The 17,198-nt window shown below is 60.9% G+C and carries 13 protein-coding genes; 9 read left to right on the top strand and 4 right to left on the bottom strand.

Annotation, left to right across the window (positions count from 1 at the left end; all coding sequences use genetic code 11):
• The first annotated feature begins 10 nt into the window (after positions 1 to 10).
• The 5 genes from ACJ8KE_RS20070 to ACJ8KE_RS20090 all read left to right on the top strand — a co-directional run bounded on the left by ACJ8KE_RS20070 (position 11) and on the right by ACJ8KE_RS20090 (position 4,860).
• Complete coding sequence (locus tag ACJ8KE_RS20070; RefSeq protein WP_016929754.1) at positions 11 to 631, top strand: YfgM family protein; 621 nt, start codon at positions 11 to 13, stop codon at positions 629 to 631.
• A gap of 11 nt (positions 632 to 642) precedes the next feature.
• Positions 643 to 1,824, top strand: coding sequence for an outer membrane protein assembly factor BamB (bamB, locus tag ACJ8KE_RS20075; protein WP_016929753.1), 1,182 nt, complete (start codon positions 643 to 645; stop codon positions 1,822 to 1,824).
• A gap of 255 nt (positions 1,825 to 2,079) precedes the next feature.
• Positions 2,080 to 3,570 (top strand): ribosome biogenesis GTPase Der, encoded by a 1,491-nt coding sequence (gene der / locus ACJ8KE_RS20080; RefSeq protein ID WP_015378774.1) that lies wholly within the window; start codon positions 2,080 to 2,082, stop codon positions 3,568 to 3,570.
• A gap of 98 nt (positions 3,571 to 3,668) precedes the next feature.
• The gene (locus tag ACJ8KE_RS20085) at positions 3,669 to 4,625 is read left to right on the top strand and encodes an AEC family transporter (protein WP_048795796.1); all 957 of its coding nucleotides are present in this window, start codon (positions 3,669 to 3,671) and stop codon (positions 4,623 to 4,625) included.
• 13 nt (positions 4,626 to 4,638) lie between these two features.
• Positions 4,639 to 4,860, top strand: a complete 222-nt coding sequence (locus ACJ8KE_RS20090) for a zinc ribbon domain-containing protein (protein ID WP_028127372.1) — start codon at positions 4,639 to 4,641, stop codon at positions 4,858 to 4,860.
• Between the two features lie 4 nt (positions 4,861 to 4,864).
• Here ACJ8KE_RS20090 and ACJ8KE_RS20095 read toward each other — a convergent pair whose 3' ends face one another.
• From ACJ8KE_RS20095 to ACJ8KE_RS20105, 3 genes are all read right to left on the bottom strand, one after another.
• On the bottom strand, positions 4,865 to 5,206 hold the full coding sequence (locus ACJ8KE_RS20095) for a protealysin inhibitor emfourin (protein ID WP_016929750.1): 342 nt from the start codon (positions 5,204 to 5,206) through the stop codon (positions 4,865 to 4,867).
• Positions 5,206 to 6,231: a M4 family metallopeptidase gene (locus ACJ8KE_RS20100; RefSeq protein WP_033639624.1), complete on the bottom strand. Its 1,026-nt coding sequence runs from the start codon at positions 6,229 to 6,231 to the stop codon at positions 5,206 to 5,208. Before ACJ8KE_RS20100 ends, ACJ8KE_RS20095 begins: the two co-directional genes overlap by 1 nt.
• 63 nt (positions 6,232 to 6,294) lie before the next feature.
• On the bottom strand, positions 6,295 to 7,377 hold the full coding sequence (locus tag ACJ8KE_RS20105; protein ID WP_033639625.1) for a LacI family DNA-binding transcriptional regulator: 1,083 nt from the start codon (positions 7,375 to 7,377) through the stop codon (positions 6,295 to 6,297).
• Between the two features lie 359 nt (positions 7,378 to 7,736).
• On the opposite strand from ACJ8KE_RS20105, the gene ACJ8KE_RS20110 reads away from it, so the two are divergent.
• Entirely contained in the window at positions 7,737 to 9,047 is a 1,311-nt protein-coding gene (locus ACJ8KE_RS20110; protein ID WP_016929747.1) for an MFS transporter, read from the top strand.
• An 11-nt stretch (positions 9,048 to 9,058) separates the two neighbouring features.
• On the top strand, positions 9,059 to 11,425 hold the full coding sequence (locus ACJ8KE_RS20115; protein WP_442517358.1) for a glycoside hydrolase family 31 protein: 2,367 nt from the start codon (positions 9,059 to 9,061) through the stop codon (positions 11,423 to 11,425).
• A gap of 3 nt (positions 11,426 to 11,428) precedes the next feature.
• Here the strand turns inward: ACJ8KE_RS20115 and xseA are convergent, their stop codons facing one another.
• Positions 11,429 to 12,805, bottom strand: coding sequence for an exodeoxyribonuclease VII large subunit (xseA, locus tag ACJ8KE_RS20120; protein WP_442517359.1), 1,377 nt, complete (start codon positions 12,803 to 12,805; stop codon positions 11,429 to 11,431).
• Between the two features lie 170 nt (positions 12,806 to 12,975).
• Between xseA and guaB the strand changes: the two genes are divergently transcribed.
• Together guaB and guaA are read left to right on the top strand one after the other, a co-directional pair.
• Positions 12,976 to 14,439, top strand: a complete 1,464-nt coding sequence (gene guaB / locus ACJ8KE_RS20125) for an IMP dehydrogenase (protein WP_004941460.1) — start codon at positions 12,976 to 12,978, stop codon at positions 14,437 to 14,439.
• Positions 14,440 to 14,542: 103 nt separating this feature from the next.
• Complete coding sequence (gene guaA, locus ACJ8KE_RS20130) at positions 14,543 to 16,120, top strand: glutamine-hydrolyzing GMP synthase (protein WP_015378768.1); 1,578 nt, start codon at positions 14,543 to 14,545, stop codon at positions 16,118 to 16,120.
• The last annotated feature ends 1,078 nt before the right edge of the window (positions 16,121 to 17,198 follow it).

A 17,198-nucleotide genomic window follows, 5' to 3' on the forward strand; every position in this document is an offset into this window, starting at 1 on the left:
GAAGGACACCGTGGAAGTCTATACCACTGAAAACGAACAAGTCGACGCACTGCGTCGGTTCTTTGCCGAGAACGGCAAAGCGCTGGCGGTGGGCGTGGTGCTCGGAATTGGTGCCCTGGTTGGCTGGCGTTACTGGCAGAGCCATGAAAACTCCAACATGATGGCGGCATCGCAATCCTATCAGGAAGCCAGCGATCGTCTGGCGGCCGGCAAGCCGGATGACGTGGCTGCCGCGGAGAAATTTGTCCAGGCCAACGGCAACAGCTACGGCGTACTGGCCGCGCTGCAGTTGGCCAAGCACTTTGTCGAACAGAATGATTTCGCCAAGGCGGAACAGCAGCTGACGTTGGCGCAGGGCCAGACCAAAGACGACAACCTGTTGGCGATGATCGACCTGCGTCTGGCGCGCGTCCAGCTGCAGGAGAAAAAGCTGGATGAAGCGCTGAAAACGTTGGATGGCGTGAAAGGCGAAGGCTGGGCGGCGATGATGCAGGATGTGCGCGGCGATGTATTGCTGGCCAAGGGCGACGCCAAGGGCGCGCGCGAAGCTTACAGCAAAGGCATTGAGTCCAATGCTTCTCAGGCGCTGCAGGTTCTGCTGCGCATGAAATTGAATAACTTGTCCAGCTAAGGGGAATTCCCATGCAATTGCGTAAAACACTCTTGGTCGGACTGGTTTCCGCTGCCTTGCTGAGTGGTTGCTCGCTGTTTAACAGCGAAGAAGACGTGGTTACCATGTCGCCGTTGCCGAAAGTTGAAAATCAGTTTACGCCGAGCAAGGCGTGGAGCACCTCGGTGGGCGACGGCATCGGTGAGTATTACTCCCACCTGCGTCCGGCCTATCAGGACAGCACCATTTACGCCGCCGATCGCTTCGGCATCGTGAAAGCGATGGATGCCGACAGCGGCAACGAGAAGTGGAAGGTCAATCTCTCCGAGAAGACCGGCTTCTTCTCCAGCAACCTGTCTGCGCTGCTGTCGGGCGGCCTGACGGTCGCGGGCGACAAGGTTTACGTCGGCAGCGAAAAAGCGGTGGTTTACGCATTGAACACCGCCGATGGCGCCATCGCCTGGCAGACCAAAGTGGCCGGCGAAGCGATCTCCCGTCCGGTTGTCAGCGACGGTATGGTGTTGGTGCACACCTCCAACGGCATGCTGCAGGCGCTGAATGAAGCCGACGGCGCGGTGAAGTGGACGGTTAACCTGGATATGCCTTCGCTGTCGCTGCGCGGTGAATCCGCGCCGGCCGTCGCCTTTGGCGCCGCCATCGTCGGCGGTGACAACGGCCGCGTCAGCGCCGTGCTGATGCAGCAGGGCCAGATTATCTGGCAACAGCGCATTTCTCAGCCGAGTGGCGCGACCGAAATCGATCGCCTGAACGACGTGGACACCACGCCGGTGATCGTTGACGGCGTGGTCTACGCGCTGGGTTACAACGGCAACCTGACGGCGCTGGATCTGCGTTCCGGCCAGATCATCTGGAAACGCGAACTGGGTTCGGTGAATGATTTCATCGTCGACGCGGGCCGCATCTACCTGATCGACCAGAACGATCGCGTGGTGGCGCTCAGCACCGAAGGCGGCGTGACCGTGTGGACGCAGAGCGATCTGCTGCACCGTAACCTGACGCCGCCGGTGATGTATAATGGTTATCTGGTGACCGGTGACGCCGAAGGCTATCTGCATTGGATCAACACCACCGATGGTCGTTTTGTCGCCCAGCAGGAAGTGGACAGCTCCGGCTTCCTGTCTGCGCCGATGGTGGCCAGCGACAAGCTGGTCATCCAGGCTCGCGGCGGGAAAGTTTACGCTTTCACCCGCTAACGCCGCTCGTCGCGATCCTTCTTGCGCCCGAAAGATTTCGGGTTGCAGCCAGGCGGCAAGCGCATGAGTCCTCGGGAGCTTAGTGAGCTAAGTGACCGAGGCGAAGGTGCGCAGACAACGCCGCTGTGGCGCGAAAGATGAAGGGGAAAACGGCTCCTGAATGTTCAGGGGCCGTTTCGTATTTTATAAGCTGCACCGCTGGTGTCTACCCACAGTGCAGTAACGCATTGATTATTAAGTAATGAGGCTTCAACAATGATACCTGTCGTCGCGCTGGTCGGGCGCCCGAATGTGGGTAAATCCACCTTGTTCAACCGTTTAACCCATACGCGTGATGCGCTGGTGGCGGATTTCCCGGGGCTGACGCGTGACCGCAAGTATGGTCGTGCTGAAATCGAAGGCAATGAATTCATCATCGTCGATACCGGTGGCATCGACGGCACCGAAGACGGCGTCGAAACGCGCATGGCCGGCCAGTCGCTGCTGGCGATCGAAGAAGCGGATATCGTGCTGTTCATGGTCGACGCCCGCGCCGGGCTGATGCCGGCGGATCAGGGCATCGCCCAGCACCTGCGCAGCCGCCAGAAGGCGACCTTCCTGGTGGCCAACAAGACCGACGGCCTGGATCCGGACACCGCCACCGCCGATTTCTACTCGCTCGGCCTGGGGGAAGTGTTCGCTATCGCCGCTTCTCACGGCCGCGGCGTGACCCAGCTGATCGAACACGTGCTGGTGCCGTTCGTGCCGGAAAAACCGGAGGACGTAGAACTGACCGAGGAAGAGGCCAACGCCGCTTACTGGGCTGAGCAAAACGGTGAAACGCTGGAAGGCGAAGAAGACGAAGAGCCGGAAGAAGCGTTCAACCCGCAGGATCTGCCGATCAAGCTGGCGATCGTCGGCCGCCCGAACGTCGGTAAGTCTACGCTCACTAACCGCATCCTGGGCGAGGAGCGCGTGGTGGTGTATGACATGCCGGGCACCACCCGCGACAGCATCTACATTCCAATGGTGCGCGACGAACGCGAATACGTGCTGATCGACACCGCCGGGGTGCGCAAACGCGGCAAGGTGACCGAAACCGTCGAGAAATTCTCGGTGATCAAGACCCTGCAGGCGATTGAAGACGCCAACGTGGTGCTGCTGGTGATCGACGCGCGTGAAGGCATCTCCGATCAGGATCTCTCGCTGCTCGGCTTTATCCTCAATAGTGGGCGCTCACTGGTGATTGCGGTCAACAAATGGGACGGCATGAGTGAAGAAGATCGCGAGCATGTGAAAGAAATGCTCGATCTGCGTCTGGGCTTCGTCGACTTCGCGCGCGTGCACTTCATTTCCGCCCTGCACGGCAGCGGCGTCGGCAACCTGTTCGAATCGGTACAGGAAGCCTACGAGTGCGCAACCCGCCGCGTAAACACCTCGATGCTGACCAAAATCATGCAGATGGCGGTGGACGATCACCAGCCGCCGTTGGTGCGCGGCCGCCGCGTGAAGCTGAAATACGCCCATGCCGGCGGTTACAACCCGCCGATCGTGGTAATCCACGGCAACCAGGTCAGCGATCTGTCCGATTCGTACAAGCGCTACCTGATGAACTACTTCCGCCGTTCGCTGAACGTGATGGGGACGCCGATCCGCATCCAGTTCAAAGAGGGTGACAACCCGTTCGCCGGTAAACGCAATCTGCTGACGCCAACCCAGATGCGTAAGCGCAAGCGCCTGATGAGCCACCTGAAAAAGAGCAAGTAATCGCTCATGAGGGGCGCGGCAGTGATGCCGCGCCCTTTTTTATTGGCCCGAAATCGTTTTATTATCTGAGGATTACCTCGCCTGCCTGAAGGAACACCATGTCCTGGGAAACCTGGAGTTTTGCGTTTAACGTCACCGTGCCGAATCTGCTGATGATGCTGCTGGGGATCCTGCTGCGCCATTGGCGCCTGATGGATGACCGTTTCGTCGACGGCGCGACCCGCCTGGTGTTCAATTTGGCGCTGCCGTGCCTGCTGTTTTTCAGCATCGCCACCAACCATCCGCAACTGCTTGGCAATCTGCCGCTGGTGCTGTTCGGCGCAGTCGGCACGCTGGCGACCTTCCTGCTCTTGGAGCTGGCGGCCAAGTGGCTGGTGAAAGAACCGCGTGAGCGCGGGGTGTTCGTACAGGGCGGCTTTCGCGCCAACACCGCCATCGTCGGTCTGGCCTACGCCATGACCGCCTACGGCAGCGAAGGCATTGCGCTCGCCTCGCTGTACCTGACCGTGACGGTGATCCTGTTCAACATACTGTCGGTCATCACCCTCACGCGCAGCCTGCAGGGCGGGCAGGGCAAGAAAATCAGCCACCTGTCGCTGCTGCGCAGCATCGTCACCAATCCGCTGATCATCGGCCTGGTGTGCGGGCTGCTGTATGCGCAAACCGGGCTGGGCATTCCGACCGTGATCCGCCAGACCGGCAGCTATATCTCCGCGCTGTCGCTGCCGTTGGCGCTGCTGTGCACCGGCGCCAGCCTGGATTTCCGCGCCATGTTCCGCTCGTCCAACGTGGCGGCGCTGTCGTCGGCGGCCAAGCTGTTTCTGGTGCCGTTCCTGATGACGCTGGCCGGCTGGTTGTGCGGGTTTCACGGCGCGGCGTTGGGCATCATCTTCCTGTTTTCCGCCACGCCGACCGCTTCGGGCAGCTATGTGATGACGCGCGCCATGGGCGGCAACGCCACGCTGGCGGCTAACATTATCGCTATCACCACCGTCGGGTCGTTCTTCACCACCGCGTTGGGGATCTATTTCTTGCGCTCATGGGGCGCGATTTAACCTGGGAGCCGTTATGGATGCGCATTGTCCGCATTGTCGTCAGACCATGAATTGGGTAGCGGGTCACTACCATTGTGCCGCCTGTCAGCGTGATTATCGGCAGCAGGCGAGCTGCCCGGAGTGCGGGCAGCCGCTGCAAGAGTTGAAGGCCTGCGGGGCGGTGGATTACCTGTGCCAGAACGGGCACGGGCTGATCTCCAAAAAACGGGTGAATTTCAGCTATCAGCCGCTGTAAGCCCTCACTCATCCACCTGGCCGGTTTTCCACAGATCCACCAGCGCTTGCGGCGCGCTGCTTTCCGGGATTAACAGCACGATCTCGGTGCTCAGGGTGGGGCTGGTGTAGTTGATCTGTACGCGGTAGTAGCGCTGGTCACCGCAGCCGGGGGAGTTGGGCTGGCCTTCTTCCTGCGCATAGGGCAGCGTCTGGTTCAGCAACTGATTCAGGCGCTGCCGCTGTTCCGGCGTGATATCGGCCAGCGCGATGCGGCGCTGGCCCGCCAGTTTGGGAATGTAGGCGAAGCCTCCCTCGCGCGCCAGCTCAATGACCGTATCCTGATTGAGCGTCGGCAGCGGTTTCATTATTCCACCCCCACCTGATGCCAGGCTTGCTGCACCTTGTCCGCCACGCTCTGGTCGAAACGCGCTTGCGCATGTTTCACCGTGGCGCGGGCGAAGGTGGCGAAGTCGGCATTTTGCGGCAGCGCTTTGTCGCACACCGTGTCATACCAGACGTAGCCGGCTTTCTCCCAGGCGAAGCCGCCGAGCGCCGTCGCCGCCAGGTAGAAGGCGCGGTTGGGAATGCCGGAGTTGAGGTGCACGCCGCCGTTGTCTTCCTTGGTCTGGATGTAATCCTTCATGCTGGCGGGCTGCGGATCTTTGCCCAGCAGCGGGTCATCGTAGGCGGTGCCGGGGGCCGACATCGAGCGCAGCCCTTTGCCTTTAATGCCCTTGGCGAGCAGCCCGGCGCCGATCAGCCAGTCGGCTTTATCGGCGGTTTGCTGCAGGTGGAACTGTTTGACCAACGAGCCGAATACGTCGGACAGCGATTCATTGAGCGCCCCGGACTGCTGGTAGTAGATCAGCCCGGCTTCACTCTCGGTCACGCCGTGCGCCAGCTCGTGGCCGACCACGTCGATGGCGATGGTGAAACGGTTGAAAATCTCGCCGTCGCCGTCGCCGAACACCATTTGTTGGCCGTTCCAGAAGGCATTCTGGTACTCCTTGCCGTAGTGTACGCTGCCGACCAGCGGCAGCCCCTGGTTATCCAGTGAGTTGCGGCGGTAGGCCTGCCAGAAGAAATCGTAGGTGACGCCGAGGTAGTCGTAGGCTTCGTCCACCGCCACATCGTGGTTGCTGGGCTGGCCCTCTTTGCGCACCGGTTTGCCAGGCAGTTGGGTGCCGTTCTGGGCGTCGTAGATATCGCGGAGCGCTTCGCCGGCTCGGGCGTTTTTCTCGGTCGGCGAACGCAGCGGCTTGTTGCCGAGCAGGCTTTGCACGTGGTTCAGGGTGTGCAGCGCGCAGTCGCGCTGCGGGGCGTTGCCGTGTTCAATGATGCGGCGCAGCATGTAGGGAGGAATGACGGAACGCATGCGCTGGGCTGGCATAGTGGCTCTCCTTAGGCAAAAAATTTTACCTCATCGAATGAATGCACTGTGCCTAAGTGTAGCCTACTCGTCATAAAGCCTGTGGTCATGCGTGCTCACCGCCGGCGCGGTCTTGTGCGGGCTGATGCGCCGCACCGAGGCGCGCACCGCCAGCCGGCCGTGCAGCAGCAGATTGCACGGCGGCGCGTCGGCGCGCAGCATGCGCCGCTGCAGCAGTTGGATCGCTTCGTAACCCAGTTCGTCGCGCGGCACCTGCACCGAGGTCAGCGGCACGTCATGGATTTCCGCCAGGTTGAAGCCGTCGGTGCTCATCACCGACACGTCGCCCGGCACGTTCAGCCCCCGCTTGTTGAGCGCCTTGACCGCCCCGACCGCCATGTAGTCGCCGCCGGCCAGGATCGCCGTCGGCAGCGGGGCGTGACCGTGGATGCCGTTGAGATAGGTGGTCAGCGCCTGCTCGGCCTCTTCGCCGCCGAAGCCGGAGGTGGTGATCAGATGGCGGCCGTCGTCGAACGGCAGATGATGCCGGGCGTAGGCCTGCCGGATGCCCGCCAGCCGCAGCTCCATGGTGTGGCGGCGCAGACACTGCAGGTTGAGAATATGGCTGTGCCCCTGCTGGAACAGGTAGCTGGCGGAGTAATCGCCGATCAGCTGATGATCCGGCGAGACGCTGTCCAGCCGCATCTGCCGATCGCTGCAGTTGATCAGCACGCAGGGCTTGTGCAGATCGGCGGCCAGGGTGTGGATATGCTCGTCATCGATGCCGATGATCAGCGCCGCTTCGGTGTGCGGATCGCTCATCTTTTCCAGAAACAGCGCGCCGTCGCTGTGTTGCTCTTCCAGCCCGCAGTAGCGGATGCGCACCTCGTGCTCCATCAGCGCGGCGGCAATGCCCTGAATGACCTTGTAGTAGAAGATGTCGGTGCGCACGTCGAACGCGCGCTGCGGCGCGAACACCATCACGTTGTTCAGCATCAGCCGGCCGCTGGAAATGCCCTGCAGAATGCCATTTTGTTGCGCACAGTCCAACACCTTGCGGCGCGCCTCGGCGCTGGTGTTGGCCTTGCCGGCCAGCACGCGGGAAACGGTGCTGATCGACAGCCCGGTTTGGCGGGCGATCTCCTGGATTTTCAGCTTTCCGTTCATTTTGTGATCTCCTTCAAATTCGTCCATGAGAATATTTTCACTGCGCATTTTCAGCGTCTTGACCGGATTTAACGGTCATTATGGCTATTTTTTCACCCGCCAGTGAAAATCTTTGCAAAAAACCCCGTTTCGCTGTGCGCTATCGCTGAGTAGTCTGCATTGGTACACCAATTTTAACGACCTGTCAGTCCAATTTTAACGGTGTGCGAAAAAGAAAACAAAAAATAAATCATGGGGTTGTGATTGTCTGTCGGCAAATGATACGGCGCCGATCCGTTTTCACCGTCCCGTGTTTGATAGCACAACGTACCCTACCAAAACGCGCGTCGCCGTAGCCGGCCGCCGCGGGGAGAGAACCGATGAGTGTGGAGATCAATCAGGCGGTCGCGCAGAGCGGCCGGCGCAAGTTCAAATCGCTGCGCTGGTGGATGCTGGCGCTGTTCTTGCTGGGCGTGACGGTCAACTACATCACCCGCAACTCGCTGGGCATTCTGGCGCCGGAGCTGAAATCCAGCCTGAACATGAGCACCGAGCAATATGCCTGGGTAGTGGCGTCGTTCCAGCTGGCCTACACAGTGTTCCAGCCGATCTGCGGCTGGCTGATCGACGTTATCGGCCTGAAGATGGGCTTTCTGATCTGCGCCGGCATTTGGGCGGTGGTATGCATGCTGCACGCCGGCGCCGGCAGCTGGCTGCAATTGGCCATTCTGCGCTTCTTCATGGGGGGCGCGGAGGCGGCGGCCACCCCGGCCAACGCCAAGGCGATCTCCGACTGGTTCCCGAAAAAGGAGCGGCCGATCGCCGCCGGCTGGGCGGGCGTCGGTTTCTCCATCGGCGCCATGCTGGCGCCGCCGATCATTGTCATCGCTCACGTCTCCTTCGGCTGGCAGGGGGCATTCCTGTTCTCCGGCGGGTTGGCGCTGATCTGGGTAGTGCTGTGGTGGCTGTTCTACCACTCGCCGCAGCAGCACCCGAACCTTAGCCAGCAGGAGTTGGATCTGATCCGCGAAGACAACGAGCCGGTGTTGCCGAAGCTGCCGTTCTTCACTTCGCTGGCCAGCCTGTGCAAGAACAAGAAGTTTTACGGCATTGCCATCCCGGCCTTTCTCGCCGAGCCGGCCTGGGCGGTATTCAGTTTCTGGGTGCCGCTGTACCTGGCCACCGAACGCGGCATGGATCTGAAACAGATCGCGATGTTCGCCTGGCTGCCGTTCCTGGCGGCAGATATCGGCAGCGTCGCCAGCGGCTATCTCACCACCCTGTATCGCAAATGGTTCGGCTGCAGCCGCGTCAACTCCGTGGTCGCCAGCTCGGTGACCGGCGCTTTCCTGATGGTGTCGCTGGCGTTCGTCGCGATCACCCAAAATCCCTATGTGGCGATCGCGCTGATCTCGATCGGCGGCTTCGGCCACCAGGTGATCTCCTGCATGCTCAGCGCGCTGGTGGTGGAGTCGTTCGATAAAAACCAGATGGCGACGGTCAACGGCATGCGCGGCTCCAGCGCCTGGATCGCCAGCTTCCTGTTCACGCTGCTGATCGGCGCGGTGTCCGACACCATCGGCTTCAACCCGCTGTTTATCGCCATGGGCTTCTTCGATCTGATCGGCGCTGTGTTCCTGATTGCCCTGATCGCCGAGCGCGGCGGTAAGAAAACCCCTTCACACAGCTAAGTGGGATATTTATGAAAACCTTGAAAAATTGGACGCTGGCGGCGCAGCATGCCGACCATGTCGAGCTGCTGGTCGATGAACGTCACCGTTTCTGTCTGTACGTGTTGGAAGACGGTTTGTTCCGCGTGTTGATCAAGCGCAACGGCGAGCTGGCGCTGGATCGCACCTGGAGCATCGCGCCGCAGGAGGATGTGCCTTGGGAAGGGCGCGAACGGCTCAGCGTCGCCGGCTTCAGCCTGCCGGGCTATCAGCTGCGCCAGGAGAGCGGTCGGCTGGTGGTCAGCACGCCGCTGCTGCGGGTGACGGTGCATCAGCCGCTGTGGTTGGAATGGGAGCATTGCAATGCCGCTGGCGAGTGGCGGCCGCTGGCGGCGGATCGGCCAACCAGCGCCTACCTGCTCAATGCGCACGGCGACGGCGTGGCGCACTACCAACGCCGCTTCGCCGATGAGCGCTATTACGGCCTGGGGGAGAAAACCGGCGATCTGGAGCGCACCGGCCGCCGCTTCGAGATGCGCAATCTGGACGCCATGGGGTACAACGCGGCCAGCACCGATCCGCTGTACAAACACATTCCGTTCACCATCACCCGTGGGCCGGAGGCGAGCTTTGGCCTGTTCTACGATAACCTGAGCAGCTGCTGGCTGGATCTGGGCAACGAGATAGACAACTACCATACGGCCTATCGCCGCTATCAGGCCGAAGCGGGCGATCTGGATTACTACCTGTTCCTCGGGCCGAAGGTATTGGACGTCACCAAGGCGTTCGTGCGCCTGACCGGCCGCACCCACTTCGGGCCGAAGTGGAGCCTGGGCTACAGCGGCTCGACCATGCACTACACCGACGCGCCGGACGCCCAGCAGCAGCTGCAACAGTTCATTGCGCTGTGCCGCCAGCACGCCATTCCCTGCGACTCTTTCCAGCTGTCGTCGGGCTACACCTCGATCAACAACAAGCGCTACGTGTTCAACTGGAACTACGACAAGGTGCCGCAGCCCAGGCTGCTCAGCCAGGCGTTTCACGACGCCGGCCTCAGGCTGGCGGCCAACATCAAGCCGTGCCTGCTGCAGGATCACCCGCAGTATCAGGCGGTGGCGGCGCAGGGGCTGTTTATCCGCGATTCGCAAAGCGACGCGCCGGAACGCTCCAGCTTCTGGGACGACGAAGGATCGCACCTCGACTTCACCAATCCGGCGACGGTGCGCTGGTGGCAGCAGGGTGTCACGCAGCAGCTGCTGGAGATGGGCATCGATTCCACCTGGAATGACAACAACGAATACGAAGTGTGGGACGGCGAAGCGCGCTGCCACGGCTTCGGGCGCCCGATCGCCATCAAGCATATCCGACCGGTGATGCCATTGCTGATGATGCGCGCCTCGATGGAGGCCCAGCAGCGCTTCGCGCCGCAGCGGCGGCCGTACCTGATCTCGCGCTCCGGCTGCGCCGGCATGCAGCGCTACGTGCAGACCTGGAGCGGCGACAACCGCACCAGTTGGCAGACGCTGCGCTACAACATCCGCATGGGGCTGGGCATGAGCCTGTCCGGGCTGTATAACCTCGGCCACGACGTCGGCGGCTTCTCCGGCCACAAACCGGACGCGGAGCTGCTGGTGCGCTGGGTGCAAAACGGCGTGATGCACCCGCGTTTCACCATCCACTCCTGGAACGACGATGCTACGGTCAACGAGCCCTGGATGTACCCGGGCGCCACCCCGGCGGTGCGCGAGGCGATCAACCTGCGTTACCGGCTATTGCCGTATTTCTACACCTTGCTGTGGCAGGCCTGCGCCGACGATGAGCCGATGCTGCGCCCGACCTTCCTCGATCACGAACAGGATGCGCGCACCTTCGGCGAGAACGACGATTTTCTGATCGGCCGCGATCTGCTGGTGGCCAGCGTGGTGGAACCGGGGCAACGTCGCCGTTCGGTGTATCTGCCGGATAACGGCGAAGGCTGGTACTGCTTCTACAGCGGCCAGTGGTTCGGCGGCGGCCAGACGGTGACGCTGGCGGCGCCGCTGGAGCGTCTGCCGCTGCTGGTGCGCGCCGGGGCGGCGCTACCGCTGTCGCAGCGGCTGGCGCATGTGGACGTGGCCGCCGACGATCGGCGCGAGCTGCGGCTGTTTCCGCTCAAGGGCTGCGGCGCAAGCAGCGGGCTGTTGTTTGAGGACGACGGTGAAAGCGAAGGCTGGCGGCAGGGCGATGCGCTGTGGCTGCGCTGGGAAATGCGCTGCGACCCTCAGCGCATCATGCTGGATATCACGACGGAAGGGCGTTTCCGCCCGGCCTGGCGCACGCTGCTACTCAGTCTGCCGGAAGGCGAAACGCGCGCGCTGTGGGTGAACGGCGAACCGGGCGAGCGTTTTACGCTGGAGTAAGGCTTACTCGGCCGCGCGTTTCTTGCGCGGCTTTTTGGCGACGGTGATGGTTTTCACCTCACTTTCCACCCAGCCGTCCTGCAGGCGGGTTTTCAGCAGTTCGCCGACCTGCGCCTGCTTGGTGGTTTTCAGCAGCTCGCCGCGCGGAGTTTGCGTCACGCTGTAGCCGCGCGCCAGCGTCGCCAACGGGCTGACGGTTTCCAGTTGGCTGCAGGCCACGCCGAAGCGCTGGCGGTAGGCGTTGAGCTGCCGCTCCATCGCCTGCTGCAGACGGTATTCCTGCTGCTGCACGCGCTGCTGGTAGCGGTGAATGCGGCCCTGCGGCTGCACCTGCGCCAGCCGCTGCTGGGCGCGTTCGCTGCGGCGGGCGGCTTGGCGCAGCTGCTGCTGCATGCCGTCTTCCATCCGGCGTTGCAGCTTGAACAGCAGCGTCTGCTGGCGCGCCAGGCGCAGATGCGGATGCTGCTGCTGTAAACGGTGGTGAATGCGGGTGAACTGCTGCTGGCGCTGTGCCAGGTAGTAATCCATCGCCATCTCCAGCCGCTGCTGCTGCGACTGCAGCTGGCGCAACAGCTCAAGCTGATTGCGGCTGACCAGTTCGGCGGCGGCGGAAGGGGTCGGCGCGCGCAGGTCGGCGACGAAGTCGGCGATGGTGACGTCGGTTTCATGGCCGACGGCGCTGACGATCGGAATGCGGCTGGCGAAGATCGCCCGCGCCACGCGTTCGTCGTTGAAGCTCCACAGGTCCTCCAGCGAACCGCCGCCGCGGCCGACGATCAGCACATCGCATTCGTCGCGGCGGTTGGCGGCCTCGATGGCGCGCACGATCTGCATCGGCGCTTCCGCGCCCTGCACCGAGGTGGGGTAGATGACGATCGGCAGCGACGGATCGCGCCGCTGCAACACCTGCAGGATATCGTGCAGCGCCGCGCCGCTGGCGGAGGTGATCACCCCGACGCGTTTGGCCGGCGCGGGCAGCGGCTGCTTGAACTGCTGATCGAACAGCCCTACGGCGCTCAGGCGCTGTTTCAACTGCTCGAACTGTTGCTGCAGCAGGCCGTCGCCGGCGGGCTGCATGCTTTCGGCGATCAGCTGGTAGTCGCCGCGCGGTTCATACAGCGTGATGCTGGCGCGCACCAAGACCTGCTGGCCGTTTTGCGGCCGGAAGGTGACGCGGCGGTTGCTGTTGCGAAACATCGCGCAGCGCACCTGGGCGCGATCGTCTTTCAGCGTGAAATACCAGTGGCCGGAGGCGGGCTGGGAGAGGTTGGAGATCTCGGCGGAGAGCCAAATCTGCCCCATTTCCCTTTCCAGCAGTTGGCGAACCGTCTGATTCAGGCGGCTTACGGTAAAAATGGAAGGCGAAACAGGTAGCGTCATGTGACCCAGATCAAATTTCAAAACAATCACTTAATTGGTCGATACTACATGGCTGAAAAAGGTAATCAAGACTTTTTGTAAGAAAGTGCTGGAGGCAACCGATTCCGCTCTGTATAATGCCGCGGCAATATTTTATCTTTTTCACAGCCCACCCTGGTGAGATATTGCCCATGCTACGTATCGCTAAAGAAGCTCTGACGTTTGACGACGTCCTCCTGGTTCCAGCCCACTCCACGGTTCTGCCTAACACTGCAGAGCTCGGCACTCAACTGACCAAAACCATCCGCCTGAACATCCCTATGCTGTCCGCAGCCATGGATACCGTTACCGAATCCGGCCTGGCCATCGCGCTGGCGCAGGAAGGCGGCCTGGGCTTCATCCACAAAAACATGTCCATCGAGCGCCAGGCTGAAGAAGTCAGCCGCGTGAAGAAACATGAAAGCGGCGTAGTCACCGACCCGCAGACCGTTACTCCGGCCACCACGCTGCAGGAAGTGAAAGAGCTGACCGCGCGCAACGGCTTCGCCGGTTACCCGGTCGTTACCGAAGACAACGAGCTGGTCGGCATCATCACCGGCCGCGACGTGCGCTTCGTGACCGATCTGACCCAGCCGGTCACCGCGGTGATGACGCCGAAAGATCGCCTGGTCACCGTGAAAGAAGGTGAAGCGCGCGACGTGGTGCTGCAGAAGATGCACGAAAAGCGCGTAGAAAAAGCGCTGGTGGTGGACGACAGCTTCCACCTGCTGGGCATGATCACTGTTAAAGACTTCCAGAAAGCGGAACGTAAACCTAACGCCTGTAAAGACGAGCACGGCCGCCTGCGCGTGGGCGCGGCGGTCGGCGCCGGTGCCGGCAACGAAGAGCGCGTTGATGCGCTGGTGGCGGCAGGCGTTGACGTCCTGCTGATCGACTCCTCGCACGGCCACTCCGAAGGCGTGTTGCAGCGCATCCGCGAAACCCGCGCCAAATACCCGGATCTGCAGATCGTCGGCGGCAACGTCGCGACCGCGGCGGGCGCCAAAGCGCTGGCTGAAGCCGGCGTGAGCGCGGTGAAAGTGGGTATCGGCCCTGGCTCCATCTGTACCACCCGCATCGTGACCGGCGTGGGTGTGCCGCAGATCACCGCCATCGCCGACGCGGTGGAAGCGCTGGAAGGCACCGGTATTCCGGTTATCGCCGACGGCGGCATCCGCTTCTCCGGCGATATCGCCAAAGCGATCGCCGCGGGCGCCTCTTGCGTGATGGTCGGCTCCATGCTGGCGGGCACCGAAGAATCTCCGGGCGAAATCGAGCTGTATCAGGGCCGTTCGTTCAAATCTTACCGCGGCATGGGCTCGCTGGGCGCGATGTCCAAAGGCTCTTCCGACCGTTACTTCCAAACCGATAACGCCGCCGACAAACTGGTGCCGGAAGGTATCGAAGGCCGCGTGGCCTATAAAGGCATGCTGAAAGCCATCGTGCACCAGCAGATGGGCGGCCTGCGCTCCTGCATGGGCCTGACCGGCTGCGCCACCATCGACGATCTGCGCACCAAGGCGGAGTTCGTGCGCATCAGCGGCGCCGGCATTCAGGAAAGCCACGTGCACGACGTGACCATCACCAAAGAGTCGCCGAACTACCGCATGGGCTGATGCCTTAACCTCTCCTGAGTGAGAGGCCGGGGTGGGGCGCCAAGCCCCATCCCGAAAACATACATTTTCGCTCTTTTTCTCTTGTTGCTGGAATTCGCCTCACATGACACAAAATATCCATAAGCATCGCATCCTCATACTGGACTTCGGTTCGCAATACACCCAACTGGTCGCCCGCCGCGTGCGCGAAATCGGCGTTTACTGCGAACTGTGGGCCTGGGACGTTAGCGAAGCGCAGATCCGCGAATTCAACCCAAGCGGCATCATCCTGTCCGGCGGCCCGGAAAGCACCACCGAAGCCGGCAGCCCGCGCGCCCCTGACTACGTGTTCAACGCCGGCGTGCCGGTGCTGGGCGTGTGCTACGGCATGCAGACCATGGCGATGCAGCTGGGTGGCCATGTGCAGGGCTCCAACGAACGCGAGTTCGGCTACGCGCAGGTGGAAATCGTCAACGAGAGCGCGCTGCTGCGCGACATCGAAGACGCCATCAGCCCGGCCGGCAAACCGCTGCTGGACGTGTGGATGAGCCACGGTGACAAAGTGACCGCGATCCCGTCCGACTTCGTGACCGTCGCCAGCACCGACACCTGCCCGTTCGCCATTATGGCCAACGAAGAAAAACGCTTCTACGGCGTGCAGTTCCACCCGGAAGTGACCCACACCCGTCAGGGCCAGCGCATGCTGGAGCGCTTCGTACTGGACATCTGCCAATGTGAAGCCCTGTGGACGCCGGCCACCATTATCGAAGATGCGGTCGAGCGCATCCGCGAGCAGGTGGGTGAAGACCACGTGATCCTCGGCCTGTCCGGCGGCGTTGACTCCTCCGTCACCGCGATGCTGCTGCACCGCGCCATCGGCAAGCGCCTGACCTGCGTGTTTGTCGACAACGGCCTGCTGCGCCTGAACGAAGCCAAGCAGGTGATGGAAATGTTCGGCGACCACTTCGGTCTGAACATCGTGCACGTTGAGGCGGAAAACCGCTTCCTGACCGCACTGGCGGGCGTGGACGAACCGGAAGCCAAGCGTAAAATCATCGGCCGCGTGTTCGTTGAAGTGTTCGACGAAGAAGCCTGCAAGCAAGAGCAGGTGAAATGGCTGGCGCAGGGCACCATCTATCCGGACGTGATCGAATCCGCCGCTTCCGCCACCGGCAAAGCGCACGTGATCAAGTCGCACCACAACGTGGGCGGCCTGCCGAAAGAGATGAAGCTGGGCCTGGTCGAGCCGCTGAAAGAGCTGTTCAAAGACGAAGTGCGCAAGATCGGCCTGGAACTGGGCCTGCCGTACGACATGCTGTACCGTCACCCGTTCCCGGGCCCAGGTCTGGGCGTGCGCGTGCTGGGCGAAGTGAAGAAAGAGTACTGCGATCTGCTGCGCCGCGCCGACGCCATCTTCATCGAAGAGCTGCACAAAGCCGACCTGTACAACAAAGTCAGCCAGGCGTTCACCGTGTTCCTGCCGGTGCGTTCGGTCGGCGTGATGGGCGACGGCCGCAAATACGACTGGGTCGTCTCCCTGCGTGCGGTGGAAACCATCGACTTCATGACCGCGCACTGGGCGCACCTGCCGTATGACTTCCTCGGCCGCGTCTCCAACCGCATCATCAACGAAGTGGACGGCATCTCCCGCGTGGTGTACGACATCAGCGGCAAGCCGCCGGCGACGATTGAGTGGGAGTAATCCCGCGTCCGGCGTAGGCTGGCGTCAGTGAACCACACATGAGAACCAAACCCGCTTAACGGCGGGTTTTTTTATGCCCGATGTTTGGCGCCCTAAGCCGTAGACGGCCTCCGAGCCGAAAGGAGGAGAGGGGCGAACGGAGAAGACAGTCCGCACGGAGCAGCCCACGCTTTGCTTACGGCTCATTTCCTGAGACGCGGCGTTTTCCATCTCGGCTTTGCGCCTATCCGCAGCACGGTATTCTGCAACCACGCGCACTTCGTCGGCGCGACGATATCGTCGGATAACGGGTCTTTATTCACCGTACCCGCCGGGCCGCGGCATTAAAATGAATTGCCGTATTGAGGCGCGTCGACTCATCGGCATCGGGCTATAGCGTAGCTAATTAATCCTCTGCGAAAATTAAAGGACTCTGCAAGTCTTTTTATGGGATTTTTCTGAAATACTTGGTCTGACGAATAAATATATCAGAAGGATATGGTGAATTAGTCTATTTCTTATTTTATAAATCTTTCCTTCTGTTTTTATTGGGGAAATCAGCGGTTTCATTGTATTTAATAACGCTTCTCAAGGGCGGATTCTAAGTTTTATCAGCATTCGTTTCTTGGAGTTGAAATTATAATTGTATGATTTTTCTTATCTTTTAATTATCGTCGTAACATAAAGTGCGAACTGTATAATTATCTGGCATTTGATATTTTCTAAGCTATCTACATAGGCTACTCTAAATGTAAGGGTATTAAAATGTACCGCCGAGAGGGAGGCAAGTGATTTATCAATGGATGCCAGGACATGCTTTCTTTTGACTGTTTAGTTGCACAACATCAGGATGGATATTGGTCGAGATGAAAGAGACAGGAAAAGCCTTCACTAGGGAAAAGCTTTATAAGAATTATACCAATAACGTCACGCGGAGGACGTCTACCCCAAAAGAAGTATCTCTCTGTCAATCAACTATGAAAGGTTCATCGTTTTTCACATTATAATCCTAATTGCATGATTGCGGCAGCGCTTTGTTTTTCATTTTAATGGATAAAAGCCCAATGAACAGGTTGTCTGAGGGTGGGTTTTGTTAGGG

It is taken from the genome of Serratia sp. CY56464, assembly GCF_052168435.1.
Lineage (GTDB): Bacteria > Pseudomonadota > Gammaproteobacteria > Enterobacterales > Enterobacteriaceae > Serratia > Serratia marcescens.

Excerpts from the sequence above, each read along its gene's own strand:
- ACJ8KE_RS20110 (WP_016929747.1), top strand. The coding sequence starts at position 7,737 with ATGAGTGTGGAGATCAATCAGGCGGTCGCGCAGAGCGGCCGGCGCAAG.
- ACJ8KE_RS20105 (WP_033639625.1), bottom strand. The coding sequence starts at position 7,377 with ATGAACGGAAAGCTGAAAATCCAGGAGATCGCCCGCCAAACCGGGCTG.
- guaA (WP_015378768.1), top strand. The coding sequence starts at position 14,543 with ATGACACAAAATATCCATAAGCATCGCATCCTCATACTGGACTTCGGT.
- bamB (WP_016929753.1), top strand. The coding sequence starts at position 643 with ATGCAATTGCGTAAAACACTCTTGGTCGGACTGGTTTCCGCTGCCTTG.
- ACJ8KE_RS20095 (WP_016929750.1), bottom strand. The coding sequence starts at position 5,206 with ATGAAACCGCTGCCGACGCTCAATCAGGATACGGTCATTGAGCTGGCG.
- ACJ8KE_RS20115 (WP_442517358.1), top strand. The coding sequence starts at position 9,059 with ATGAAAACCTTGAAAAATTGGACGCTGGCGGCGCAGCATGCCGACCAT.
- ACJ8KE_RS20085 (WP_048795796.1), top strand. The coding sequence starts at position 3,669 with ATGTCCTGGGAAACCTGGAGTTTTGCGTTTAACGTCACCGTGCCGAAT.
- ACJ8KE_RS20090 (WP_028127372.1), top strand. The coding sequence starts at position 4,639 with ATGGATGCGCATTGTCCGCATTGTCGTCAGACCATGAATTGGGTAGCG.
- der (WP_015378774.1), top strand. The coding sequence starts at position 2,080 with ATGATACCTGTCGTCGCGCTGGTCGGGCGCCCGAATGTGGGTAAATCC.
- guaB (WP_004941460.1), top strand. The coding sequence starts at position 12,976 with ATGCTACGTATCGCTAAAGAAGCTCTGACGTTTGACGACGTCCTCCTG.
- ACJ8KE_RS20100 (WP_033639624.1), bottom strand. The coding sequence starts at position 6,231 with ATGCCAGCCCAGCGCATGCGTTCCGTCATTCCTCCCTACATGCTGCGC.
- xseA (WP_442517359.1), bottom strand. The coding sequence starts at position 12,805 with ATGACGCTACCTGTTTCGCCTTCCATTTTTACCGTAAGCCGCCTGAAT.